Annotated in this window: 9 protein-coding genes; 6 read left to right on the top strand and 3 right to left on the bottom strand. The window is 39.7% G+C overall.

The window, feature by feature from the left end; all coding sequences use genetic code 11:
• Nucleotides 1–8 precede the first annotated feature (8 nt).
• The 3 genes from GW828_RS10695 to dinG are packed head-to-tail and all read right to left on the bottom strand — an operon-like array spanning nt 9 to nt 3,525.
• Nucleotides 9–671, bottom strand: a complete 663-nt coding sequence (locus GW828_RS10695; RefSeq protein WP_124016383.1) for a primosomal replication protein — start codon at nt 669–671, stop codon at nt 9–11.
• On the bottom strand, nt 668–1,441 hold the full coding sequence (locus GW828_RS10690; protein WP_273057512.1) for a TSUP family transporter: 774 nt from the start codon (nt 1,439–1,441) through the stop codon (nt 668–670). Before GW828_RS10690 ends, GW828_RS10695 begins: the two co-directional genes overlap by 4 nt.
• Before the next feature lie 8 nt (nt 1,442–1,449).
• Nucleotides 1,450–3,525, bottom strand: a complete 2,076-nt coding sequence (gene dinG / locus GW828_RS10685) for an ATP-dependent DNA helicase DinG (RefSeq protein ID WP_182697040.1) — start codon at nt 3,523–3,525, stop codon at nt 1,450–1,452.
• A gap of 93 nt (nt 3,526–3,618) precedes the next feature.
• Between dinG and GW828_RS10680 the strand changes: the two genes are divergently transcribed.
• The 6 genes from GW828_RS10680 to GW828_RS10655 all read left to right on the top strand — a co-directional run bounded on the left by GW828_RS10680 (nt 3,619) and on the right by GW828_RS10655 (nt 13,449).
• Nucleotides 3,619–6,039, top strand: coding sequence for a DNA polymerase II (locus GW828_RS10680; RefSeq protein WP_273057510.1), 2,421 nt, complete (start codon nt 3,619–3,621; stop codon nt 6,037–6,039).
• Between the two features lie 537 nt (nt 6,040–6,576).
• The gene (locus GW828_RS10675; protein WP_182697038.1) at nt 6,577–9,189 is read left to right on the top strand and encodes a TonB-dependent receptor domain-containing protein; all 2,613 of its coding nucleotides are present in this window, start codon (nt 6,577–6,579) and stop codon (nt 9,187–9,189) included.
• Nucleotides 9,190–9,441: 252 nt separating this feature from the next.
• Nucleotides 9,442–10,404 (top strand): class I SAM-dependent methyltransferase, encoded by a 963-nt coding sequence (locus GW828_RS10670; RefSeq protein ID WP_273057507.1) that lies wholly within the window; start codon nt 9,442–9,444, stop codon nt 10,402–10,404.
• Between the two features lie 380 nt (nt 10,405–10,784).
• On the top strand, nt 10,785–11,567 hold the full coding sequence (locus GW828_RS10665; RefSeq protein ID WP_124016389.1) for a DUF3450 domain-containing protein: 783 nt from the start codon (nt 10,785–10,787) through the stop codon (nt 11,565–11,567).
• Nucleotides 11,567–12,922: a MotA/TolQ/ExbB proton channel family protein gene (locus tag GW828_RS10660; protein ID WP_124016390.1), complete on the top strand. Its 1,356-nt coding sequence runs from the start codon at nt 11,567–11,569 to the stop codon at nt 12,920–12,922. The genes GW828_RS10665 and GW828_RS10660 overlap by 1 nt, the downstream gene beginning before the upstream one ends.
• On the top strand, nt 12,922–13,449 hold the full coding sequence (locus GW828_RS10655) for a MotA/TolQ/ExbB proton channel family protein (protein WP_124016391.1): 528 nt from the start codon (nt 12,922–12,924) through the stop codon (nt 13,447–13,449). The genes GW828_RS10660 and GW828_RS10655 overlap by 1 nt, the downstream gene beginning before the upstream one ends.
• Nucleotides 13,450–13,455 lie beyond the last annotated feature (6 nt).

Below are 13,455 nucleotides of genomic sequence, written 5' to 3'. Positions count from 1 at the left end.
GTTTCTCCTTAACGTGGGTAACTTTGGCGAGGTCTTTCAAAAAGTTGAATACGCTCTTCAATATAACTGGTTGCTTGTTTGCATTTCCCTAAGCGACGATGCATTGAAAGGATATCATTTTGCAATTTTATTTTGTCATTACTATGACAGAATTCAAGCGTTGCTTCCATTTGTTGTATTTTTTGCTCTATTTTTTTCGCCCAATTTAAATGTTTATTGAGTTCGGCATAGAGTTGATGGCTGTTTTGCATCACATTACTGGCTATCCAGCCAAAACCACTGTCTTGAATAGCTTGTTGTTGTTTTTTGGCATATCGAGCCCGATTACTGGCTTTGCGCTGTTGTTCGGATTTAAGATTGATATCTGTGGTGAGCAATGCTCTGCGCAAGGCACTAAATCTGTCTTGAATACGATTACAACTGAGTTGAATAACATTACCACCCAACTTAAGAAATAGTTGTTTTTCAAGTTGTTTAATGTCTTGGCGCAACTGGATGATGCAAGGGCTTAATTGAGCGCCTTGTTGAGCAAACAGTTGACTGTTAAAACGTTCAATGTCGATTAATGATTGTCGTTGTGACGGTGCTAAATTTTGGTCGTGGATCAACGCATCTTGCTCAAGTTGTGCAAGCTGCTGTTTTAACATTGAGACCAATTGTTGGGTGTTCATGCCCAGGCACTCCACGTAAGATGGACCGCTATCGACAATACCATAATAATAAATATTGGTTTAATAAAAGGTATTCCAAATCGAATCGCACTTCTTGCGCCGATAAACGAACCTGCCATCATGCATATCCCCATCCATAAGCCCAGCATCCATTGCACTTGACCCATCGATGCAAAAATGATTAATGCGGTGATGTTACTCACGGCTGTCATGACTCGTGCTAATCCACAACTCTGTAGAAGAGGCAGCTTATACAGCGAAATAGACGATACCTTCCAAAAAGCACCAATACCTGGGCCGGCAAAACCATCATAGCCACCTAAAATAAATCCTTGGCTAATTTGTTTGTACTTAGATGAGCTAAATTTTGGCGCGGGTATATTTTCTTGGCCCATCGCTTTGGGGCTAAATAAAGTATATATCGCGATACTAATAATGAGCAGTGGCAATATTTTATCTAACCATTGTGGGTCAATCAAAAACACTAAGCCACAACCCGCTATCGATCCAATAAGGGTAGCAAAAAAGCACGTTTTCCATAATGCGGGGGTAAACAATTGTTTTTTGTAGAAGGTGTAACTTGAGGTAAAGGAGCCAAAACAAGCTGCCAGCTTATTAGTTCCTAATGCTAGATGAGGCGGAATACCTACAGTCAGTAATGCAGGAATAGAAAGCAGCCCACCACCACCAACAATAGCATCAATAAAACCAGCAATAATACCGATGACCGCTAATACAGCCCAGTGGCTAGGGTCTAATAATAAATCCAACTCAATACCTATTCAATGACACGTCTAAAAGGAGGAAGGGCATCAATTAATGATTTGCCATAACGTTTAGTGACTAAACGACGATCTAAAATGGTCACACGACCATAATCTTGTTCTTTGCGTAGCAGTCGGCCACAACTTTGGACTAATTTACGTGAAGCATCAGGAATTGTCAGCTGTAAAAATGGATTACCGCCTTTTACTTTTAAGTATTCCGCGTGAGCTTGTTCAACCGGTGATGTCGGCACTGCGAATGGCAACTTTGTAATGATGAGATTTGTTAAATAATCACCGGGTAAATCAAGACCTTCAGAAAAACTGCCCGTGCCAAAAATAATACTCGGTAAGCCTTCATCACAGCGCTTTTTATGCTGTTCTAATATTTGTTGACGTGGAATAGCGCCTTGCACAAAAAGTTGCTCTTTAGAAATTTTTCCTTCAACTAATTCAACCACTTTGTCCATTTGCCAGTAGGAAGCAAACAGCACTAAGGTGGCCATTTCACCATCAATTAATGTCACAATATGCTGTGCCAGTTCTGCAGTGTAATTATCGTCGGTAGGTTCATTAACCATTTGAGGAATAAATAAGGTGGCATTATTTTCATAATCAAAAGGAGACAGTAAAGCTAAAAAACGACTGCCATCGTTGATTGATAATCCAATTTGGTGAGCAAAATGGTTAAAGCTATTTAATGCCCGCAGGGTGGCACTGCACAATACGACTCCAGCGGCTTTTTGCCACAGCATGGACTCAAGCATAAAGCCGACTTCTATAGGCGACGAACAAAATAGATAATCTTGCTGTTTGCCTGTTATTAATTCAGCCCAACGTGCCATTGGTGCGCCTTTTTTGCTGTCCTCTTTGGCCATCATTTTCCATAACTTATGTAAGTTATCTAGTCTTTGTAAGATGAAGCCTGTTTCAGACAGCAAACCTTCAGATTGATGCTTAGGGACTTCTCCATCCTTGATGGCTTCATTTAACACAGAAACGACTTTATTAAACTGCTTTACTGCAGAACCCGATGCCGTGGCCAGGTTTTCTGCCTGTATTAATAATGATGGCGGTAATTTGCCATGTTCAAACCGAAGCCGAGATTCAGGATTGGCAAATAGCTGCGGCTGAGTATCACAATAATGAGCCACTTGGGTGAGTAAATTAGTTAAATCTGTGGTGTGATCAAGCATCGCTTGCACTGGGGCAATAATATGGGTGGTTTTGAGCTGATTCTGCAGCTTAGAACAGGTCTTTGAGGCCTTTTCTAACCAATCACATGCTCCTCGCAATGTTGCTTGAGCACTGGAAAAGTCTCTTGCGACAATGGGGAGATGGTGAGCTTCGTCGATGACATAAAACATGTCTTCCGGTTCAGGTAAAATGACGCCACCACCAAGCTCTAAATCGGCAAATAATAGACTGTGGTTTACAATTAACACATCCCATGTGTCGACGTCTTCACGGGCTTTATGAAATGGACAATTATGGTGCGCAGATACTTGACGGTGGCAGCTGTGTTTGTCACAACAAATTTGTTGCCATAAAAAATCAGGGATAGGGTGTTTTAAAGTATCGATTTCACCATTCCAACGTTTTTGGTGGAAATCTTGATGAAGCTTTTGTAATTCATTAATTTGACTTTGATCGGGCTTAGTTTGCCACATAGCAATTTGCGAGCTGTCTTGTGCGCCGATCATAGCTTCAAGCTTGGCTAAACAGACATAGCGTTGACGGCCTTTTACCAGACCAAATTTAAAATCAATACCGGATTGCTGTAAAAAATATGGCAAGTCTTTATGCAGTAATTGTTCTTGAAGTGCTACGGTTGCAGTGGCAATGCAGACTTTCTTTTTCGTGGCAACGGCTAAAGGAATAGCGCCTAAAATGTAGGACAAGGATTTACCAATACCCGTACCCGCTTCAACCACAATAATCCGACGGTCTTTGTCATATTCACCTGCTAACGTTTTAGATATTTCCGCTACCATATAGTTTTGCTCGCGACGCGAGCGAAATTGCGGCATTGATGTGGCAATTTCTTTATAAATGGTACGAATTTGACTTTTTATCTTATCCGGTAGCATAGGAAGTATGATTTCTACATAGACTGAATTATGCTGTACATAATAACAGTCAATTAGCATGCCACGAAGTAATAAATCAAATTGAGTAAACTGGTGCAGGAATTCAAACCCGAAGTAAAGCCAACAAATAACCCGGCTACTGATCATAATGTTCAGGGACAAGTATTAACGCGCCATGCGATTTATCGACATGGGCAATTAGTCTTGCAATATTATATTAAAACCGCTCAGGGGCCTGTGCTAGCAGAGCTTTATCACAGTGAGGTGATATGTTTCTGTCGTCAGCAAGATGTTGATCTATTGAGCCCAAAAGTCGGTTTCGTCCTTAAAGCGGAATCAATATCACTGATGAGTTTTGCCCATGAACCGATTAGTGCATTGTATCTAAAGTCTAATACCCAGCTAAAATTAGTCAGTCGCATTGCTCAAGATATCGGTATTACCTTATTTGAAACCGATATCAGGCCAGAACAACGCTTTCTTATTGAGCGCTTTATCGCTTTAGACATTGAGTGTGTTGGTCGTTATCAAGATATGTATTCCGCTTCATCAATGCCAGTGTTATCGATTAATCGTGCCAGAAAAATACCTGCAGACCAAGTGGTTAGCATACCGCTTAAGATGATTTCGTTAGATTTTGAGTGCAGCTTTGCAGGAGAGTTATATTCTGTTGGTTTGTATGGCCGCGAATATCAATGTGTATTTATGGTTGGCGAGCCGCAAGCGGATTGTCATCAATTTATTACTTGGGTTAAAGATGAAGTTGAGCTGATACAGCGATTAATTGCGTGGTTTAGTGAATATGACCCCGATATTATTATCGGTTGGGCAGTGGTCACCTTCGATTTAGCTTTATTATATAAACGTTGCGTATTACATAACATCCCTTTAATCATTGGCCGTGGAAATAGCGAGTTAAGCTGGAAAGTAGCCGAAAAATATCGACCAGAAACCTTATCGCTCCCAGGGCGAGTGGTGTTGGATGGCATTGATTGGCTTAAAGCGGCTTTTTATCAATTTGATAGCTTTTCGTTAGAGTCTGTATCGCGACAATTATTGGCAGAAGGAAAAGCCATTGACCATGTTGAAAATCGTGGTCAGGAAATTACCCATTTATTTGAACAAGATAAAAATGCGCTGGCTTTTTATAATATTACCGATTGTCGCTTAGTCTGGGATATTTTTGAAAAAACCCAGTTATTAGACTTCGCACTTGAACGTGCCAAGTTAACTGGTTTGGAATTTGGCCGCGTTGGCGCATCAATTGCGGCATTTTATCACTTGTATCTTCCTCACTTACATCGAAGTGGGTTTGTGGCACCAGCACATCCTGCCAGTAATGGTTTAGAGAGTCCTGGTGGCTATGTTATGTCCTCTATCCCTGGCTACTATAAAGATGTTTTAGTATTAGATTTTAAAAGTCTATACCCATCGATAATCAGAACATTTCTGATTGATCCTAAAGGATTAGTCGAAGGCATGTATATAAATGATGTCACAGGTGACACAAACACAGTAGCAGGGTATTTAGGGGCTCATTTTAGTCGTAACTCGCCTATTTTACCGGCACTGGTTGCTAGTCTTGCAGAACAAAGAGAGTTAGCCAAAAGTGATAAAAATGCGCCTTTATCGCAAGCAATAAAAATTATTATGAACTCCTTATATGGAGTGCTCGGCTCTCGAGGTTGTGTTTTTCATGATGCAAAATTAGCCAGTTCAATTACCATGCGCGGTCACCAAATTATGAAACTGACTAAACAGTGGATAGAAGAATGCGGTTATCAGGTGATTTATGGTGACACCGATTCCACTTTTGTGTGGTTAGGCGATAATCATGGCATTACCGATATTCAAGCTGTGGGTAAGCACCTGTCGGTATCGATTACTCAGCGTTGGCTTCAATGGTGCACGCAAGAATATCAATTAGACAGTTATCTCGAACTTGAATTTGAAACACATTTCGAACAATTTATTATGCCCACACTAAGAGGCTCAGATGAAGGCAGTAAAAAACGCTATGTTGGTGCTGTATTAAATGAGGCTCAACAATTGCTATTAACCTTTAAAGGTATGGAGCAGGTAAGAAGCGATTGGAGTCCCATTGCCCGTAGGATGCAATACCATTTGTACGAACTGTTTTTTAAAGGCGAAGATGTGATTGATTACTTAACCAATGAGCTGGCAGCAATTAATCATGGAGCCAGAGACAATGAACTGATTTTTACAAAGCGCTTAAGACGTAATGTCGAAGACTATACCGCAAAATCATCACCTCATGTGAGAGCAGCTAAACAGCTTGCCGATATTCTAGGAGACAAAAACGTTACCCGAAAAGGCCAAAAAATCCGCTATGTCATGACCCTAACGGGAGCACAGGCCATTGAAGCCAAACCGACTAATATTGATTATGAATATTACATCAGTAAACAAATTCAACCCATCGCAGAACCCATCCTACAACTTTGTGGGCATTCTTTTGACTCACTGGTAAATAATCAACTGCTATTACTTTAATCTATTCATCTCAAATATTAGCTTGTCGCCACAAGACAACAGCATGCTTTTAGCTGGAATGGTTAAGTACTCTTCCATAAGAGAGATTAGGCTTTTTACATTTATCAAAAGTAATCCAGTTGATGAAATGTTAAATTATTATCCACATATCTCTTTTTATTAGTCGATAAGATTTTTATATTTGCTCCAAGTGATGAAAAAAGCTTACTTCGAACAAATGATAAATTAAAACATAATGTTAACTTTCTCCATTTAGATTTAGTAAAGCCTTACTTAAAAAGCTGTCAAACCTAGTCTATTGTTTTTTATAGTAAAAAAAACACCCTGTTCATAATTGTTAACAGTTGCTTTTGTTACATTTGATTAACTTTTGTGCTTACGGTTCATCAGTTGTTGATTAGTTGTTTCAAATGTGATTTTATTGCATCTGTAATTGGGCGGTTGTGATTGTTTTCTGTTGCATCCTCTCATTGAACTAACAACTAAAAAGTTGTTAGCATTATAAGAAAGACATAAAAAAGTCCAGGGAGATAGACAATGCATAAGAACGTATTAGCTAAATCAGTGCGCTTAGCACTGATCAGTGGTGCAGCAGCAGCTGCATTCGCTTCACCAGCAGTTTTTGCTGCTGATGAAGATGGCGCAAAAGTAGAACGTATTGAGGTTACTGGATCGCGCATTAAGCGTTCTGACCTTGAAGGCGCTTCACCAATTACGACTATTACAACTGAAGATATGAAGATGGAAGGTAACTTTACAGTTGCTGACGCACTTCGTAACAGTAACTTGAACTCTTTCGGTTCATTCTCTGAGCGTTCAGGTAGTTCTGCACAATCTCAAGCAACGATCGATTTACGTGGTGCAGGTTCAAGCCGTACTCTAGTACTTATCGATGGTAAGCGTTTCCCAGGTTCACCTACTCTAGGCGGTGCATCTGCTAACTTGAACGCTATTCCAATGGCCGCAGTAGAACGTATTGACATTCTGACTGACGGTGCATCTTCTACTTATGGTTCTGACGCGATTGCTGGTGTTGTTAACATCATCATGAAGAAGAATTATCAAGGTATCGAATTCAACGTTGGCGGTGGTTCTCGTGACCAAGACGGCGGATTAACAAGTAAAGAATTCTCTGTTGTTGCTGGTTATCAAATGGACAAAGGTAACATTACTTTCTCGTTTGACCACCAGGATCGTAAAGGTATTTCTGACGCTGACCGTCCATACACTGCAGCGAGCATGACAGATTTCAACGGCGACGGTGAAATCCAAGCTTATGAAGAAACTTCAGGTTGGAGTATTTATGGTGCAACTGTAGCTGCTCCAGATTTCTCTACTGCACAAGCATCATTATTATGTAATGACTTAGAAGCACAGTATGGTTCAGATGTATTCCAAACTGTTAAAGCTGACAATGATTGGGGTGGAGCTGGCTCTACTTATTGTATGTATGCTTTTGCTAACGTTTCTTATAACAAAGCATCTACAGAGCGTAATACTGTTTATGTTGATGCTAACTATGAAATTGCAGAAGACATTGAATGGTTTGGCCGTGTTATGGTTACTGCTGGTAACTCATTTGGTCGCTATGCGCCTCCAGCAGCAGCTTGGAATAGCATGGCAGCAGATAACCCACATAATCCATATGGTGAAGAAACTACTGGCTATTTCCGTTGGGTTGGTATCGGTACTCGTGACGGTAACGTTGACGATTACAACCAAGATTATTTAACTGGTTTGCGTGGTACGATTAGTGCACTAAACGATGCTGAGTGGGAATTTTACTACCACCACAACATCGCCGATAACAAGTCTATCGGTGAGTACTACTTAAGCTATGCTGGTCTAGCTTATAACCAAGCAAATGATATTGATTTAGGCTCTGAAGCTGGTATCAATAACATGAAAACCACAACCTTAACACAAGGTCGTGCTACATTTGATCAATACAGTGCTGGTATTGGTTTTGACGCGTTCGAATTACCAGGTGGTGCTGTTGCACATTACGTTGGTATGGAATATTTCGACCAACAATATAGCGAAGTGTATGACGCTCAGTCAGAAGCTGGCTTAGTTGGTGGTAGTGCTGGTAACTCTGCTGGTGGCGATCGTCAAGTATGGGCAATGTTCTATGAAGCGGTATTACCGTTAACAGATGACATTGAATTAAACCTTGCAGCTCGTTACGATGATTACAGTGATTTTGGTGATAACGTAGCACCAAAAGCTTCTGTTCGCTGGCAAGCTCTTGATAACGTTGTAGTACGTGCATCTTACTCTGAAGCGTTCCGTGCGCCTTCATTAGATCAGTTGTATGCAGCAACAACATTCAGTGCTGATACAGGTACCGATTATCCGTTCTGTGAATCTGCAGGTATCTCTGATGCAGATTGTAGTTCAAAACAGTATGATACTTATATTCGTGCTAACGATAGCCTAGGTCCTGAAACATCTAAGTATACTAACCTAGGTGTTGCATGGGATATCGTTGATGATATCGGTGTTAAGGTCGATTACTTTAACTTAAAAATTGATGACGTAATCAGTCGTCGTACAATTACCAACGTTATGCGTGGTATTGGTGCTGGTACTCTAGCAGAAAATGACACTTTCTATGTTAAACGTGCTCCAAATGGCGTTGATGGTTCATTAGGACGTGCTTTAGAAGTTGGTACTGGTTATGGTAACGGTGACAAATTAGAAATTACTGGTATTGACGTCGCGCTTAACGCTAAGTTTGAAACGGCAATTGGTGATATCGGCTTCAACTGGAACAACAGTTTCGTGCTAGATTATATCCAAGAAGTTGAAGGTGGTTCTGAAGCCGTTGACATCGCTGGTTGGAATGGTTCACCTGACTACAAGTCTAACTTTACCACTAACTACAGCATGGGCGATCACAGATTCTCATGGAACATGAGCTACACAGCATCTACTTATGAAGATGATGATACTGGCCATTTAGATTCTTGGTTAATCCACAATATCAGCTACGTGTATGATGCAGGTAACTATGGTTCATTGTTATTAGGTGTTAACAACCTAACAGATGAAGATCCAGTACTGAGTTCTGTTGGAATATACGAAAACCCTGATCTATATAACAACTACGGTCGTGAATACCGTGCAAGTTATACTCTTAAGTTCTAATATTTAATTAGACATAAGACAAGAGAGGCTCCTTCGGGAGCCTTTTTATTTAGTTTATATTTACCCATGGTATTTTTGGCTTAGCTGTTTAACTCATAATGGAAAATAATTCAGATATCAATATTATTCCTTGTGAGTATATTTATGTGAAGGTTAGGTATCGTTGGCTTGAGTTAAACTCATTTTTATCAATTTATCTCATCCTGAGTTGAGATAATTAAGCAATACATTGTCATTAATTAAGGAGAATCAATGAATAATCACTGGAGTGAATATTGGCAGCAAGGACACACCACGTCATTCGGTGAGGCTTTATCTGGTAATTATGACGGCATATTGAAAAGTGTGTGGAAACCGATTTTTAATGGTTTAACTGAAAAATTTTTAGTTGTCGATGTTGGTACTGGTAATGGCTCATTACCTCTGTTACTTCGCGATGAATTATTAACCAGTGAATTAACCGGTAAGGTTGTTGGTGTCGATTTAGCAGAAGTTAGTTTAGCTAGCTCTGAAAACCAAAATAATCATAATATTGATATCGCCTTGATGTCTAATACTCGCTGTGAACAGCTCCCATTTGAGGCAAACTCCGTAGACCTTTATATATCCCAATTTGGTTTTGAGTATTCAAATGTCGAAAAATCTCTTCAAGAAGCAAATAGAGTCATAAAAAGTGATGGTCAGTTTGTTATTGTGTTTCACCATAAACGTTCGATGATCCTCAATCGAAACCGAAGAATTTTGAATTTAATACAGAAAAAAGAAGTCAATTTGCTTATAGACTGTTTAGTCAAAATGGCTAATGCAATGGGCAATGTCAATAATTCGAAAGATGTTGATCGTATTAAAAAAGATCCACAATGTGAGAGCGTTAGAACAGAAATCAATCAATTGATTAAATCGCTAGTAATGTTTGATGACGCGGCAGCTCAAGATTGCGAGTTGATGCGCTTTGTGGCTCAATTTTTTAAAAATGGATTATTCTGGCCTGTTACAAAAAAGTTAGAGTTTATTGAATTTATTACAATACAAATGGATACGTTAAAATTACGTTTAACTGAATTGGTTGATGCATCTTTTGATGAATCAAAGTTAGCTATTTTTTTGGAAAAACTACAGCTCAATAATATGACGTTAAATGAACTTAAAATACTTAAGAATGATCAAGATGAAGTATTAGCTTGGTATTTGCATGCTTCAAAATTATTTTCATAATTAGAAAAAAGGTGAGGTTACAATAAAGTAACTTGGCCATTACTTTGTAAGCTATTGAATAAAAACAAATAAAAATTATCCCTTAACACTTAATTACTACATAATCATCTTGCACATGTTTAATTATTAACCTTTCATCAACATTCGCTCCTATAACGGCTCTTTCTACTAGTTTTTAAACTTTTCAAATGTTGACATAGGTCAACATTTTGTGGAATGATGCTAATGGGTCTGCGCCTTAATAGGTGCAGAAAAAGGAAGAAAAACTAACAATCACAAGAAAAAGACGTACTTAGTTGAAGTAACATTGATCACAATTTTAGATCATCGCTATTTCACAAAGTTGAACTTTTTAATTCACTTCAAATTGGTTGGGAACTATGTCCAAGGTAAGCAATAGAACAAAAATCGCTACTGCACTTGTTGGCGCTCTGGCTTTAGCTAGTAGCAACTTCGTTGTTGCAGATCCTCTAGCTGACGTTCAAAAAGCGGATAGTAGCCTTAATGCTGCTTCTGCTGCGTCACAACAGAAAGTCGACAAATATTTTGACCAAGCACAAGACATGCTTTTTGAGTATGGCAGCGTAGCTGATGAGCGTGAATCATTGAAAGCATACAATGATTACGTTGCAGGCTTGGTAGCTGATCAACAAAATTCACTTGATTTAATTCAAACTGATATCAATGGCGTTGATAAACTTCGTCAAGGTGTTGTGCCATTAATGTTTAAAATGGTCGATGCTCTAGAACAGTTTGTTAATTTAGATTTACCTTTTAATACGGAAGTTCGTCAGAACCGTGTTAAAAATCTAAAAGATATTCTTAATACTGCAGAAGTTACATTGGCAGAGAAATATCGTCTAATCCTTGATGCTTATAGCATTGAGCGTGAGTATGGTAATTTCGTTGCTGTACATACCGGTAAGCTAAGCCTTGACGGCAAAGAAGTGCTAGTTGATTTCTTTAATTTAGGCCGCGTTGCACTTTACGCACAAAGCTTAGATCAAAAAATAGCATGGATGTACGATGCTGATGCTAAGTCTTGGAACAAGTTAGACGACAGCTATCTACGCGACATTACTAAAGGTATCCGTATTGCTCGTAAGCAAGGCGCATTAGACCTATTCGCATTACCAATTCCTGCTGCGGAGACTGCACAATAATGAAGAAGTTAATTACATCAGTGCTAGTGGCTGCAACTTTCTCTTTAACGGCTGGTATGGTTTCTGCTGCAGATGCACCAAAAACCATTGATCAACTATTACAACAAGTTAAAGTTGATCGCGCTAATGAAGGCAAAACAAACGCTAAGCGTGAACAAGAGTTTCAAGCTGAACGTGGTGATAAAGCTGAATTACTTAAGCGCGAGAAAAATGCCCTTGCTGCTGAAAAGCAACGTGGTAAAGATTTAAACCAAGCATTTTTAGATAACGAGCGTAAAATTGCTCAGTTAGAAGAAGACTTAAAAACCGCACAAGGTGACTTAGGTGAGATGTTTGGTGTTGTTAAAGGTGAAGCCGGTGATTTCGCTGGTAAGCTAGCAGCATCTAACATTAGTGCTCAGTATCCAGGTCGCGATGCTTTTATTGCTGAACTTGGTGCGCGTAAGTCACTACCTAAAATTGAAGAGTTAGAGCAGTTTTGGGAAGCTCAGCTTTTTGAAATGGTTCAATCTGGTAAAGTTGTTAAATTCCAAGGTGACGTTACCGCGATCGATGGCAATGTTGAGACCACTTCTATTCACCGTGTAGGTCCTTTCAACTTAACTGCTGATGGTAAATATGTTGTTTACAAGCCAGAACTTGGTTTAATTCAACAGCTATCACAACAGCCAGAAGGTTACCAAGTTAGCGCAGTTGGTACATGGGAAGACACCACTTCAGGTGTAGCTCCTTTCTATATCGATCCTGCTCGTGGCGTGTTATTGAATATTTTCACTAACAAAGCTAGCTTAGAAGATCGTTTAGAAGCCGGTGGAACTATTGGTTATATCATTCTTGCTTTATTAGCATTGGGTGCATTAATTGCTATTGAGCGTCTAGTGACTCTTACTATCATTGGCGGAAAAGTTAACAGCCAACGTAAGAACATCGAGAAGCCTGGTAATAACGCTTTAGGTCGCATCTTAAAAGTGTATCAATCAAACAAAGATGTTGATGTTGAAACACTTGAGCTGAAACTTGATGAAGCGATATTAAAAGAAACACCTGCTTTAGAAGCGCGTATTTCTATCATCAAAGTTATCGCAGCTATTGCTCCTATGATGGGTCTATTGGGTACTGTTACCGGTATGATCGCAACCTTCCAATCAATTCAATTATTCGGTACTGGTGACCCTAAATTGATGGCTGGTGGTATTTCAATGGCGCTTATTACGACTGTTCAAGGTCTTATCGCTGCATTGCCTCTAATGTTATTACATGCAATCGTAGTGGCTCGTAGCAAGTCTATTGTTCAAGTTCTTGAAGAACAAAGTGCTGGTATCATTGCAGAACATGCTGAGAAGAGGGCTGACTAATGATGCTAATCCTGATGGACGTATGGGATTCCGTCAGGGGCTTCATGGCCTCCGGAGGCGATGTCCTCTGGCTGGTTGCAGCTGTGCTATTCCTAATGTGGGTGTTAATGCTTGAGCGTTACTGGTATCTCAACTGGATATCACCAAAACAACATCAAGCCGTTATCGCGTCATGGGAAGCAAGAGAAGAAACGACTTCTTGGCATGCTCACCGTATCCGTGAAGCTTGGTTATCCCAAGCGAAGCAAGATTTGAATGCACGTATGCTGTTAATCAAAACCTTAGTAGCCATTTGTCCAATGATTGGTTTATTAGGTACTGTAACCGGTATGATTTCAGTATTCGATGTGATGGCAGTTCAGGGGACGAGTAATGCTCGTTTAATGGCCGCTGGTATCTCTATGGCCACTATGCCAACTATGGCAGGAATGGTTGCAGCTCTATCGGGTGTATTCTTTAGCACTCGTTTAGACTCAAAAATGAGAATCAGTTTAGAAAAGCTAAAAGACAGCATGCCTCACCACTAGAGAGAG

This window comes from Shewanella vesiculosa (assembly GCF_009994065.1).
Classification (GTDB): domain Bacteria; phylum Pseudomonadota; class Gammaproteobacteria; order Enterobacterales; family Shewanellaceae; genus Shewanella; species Shewanella vesiculosa.
The sequence above is the reverse complement of the archived record's forward strand: the minus strand, read 5'-3'. Positions and strand labels throughout refer to the sequence as shown.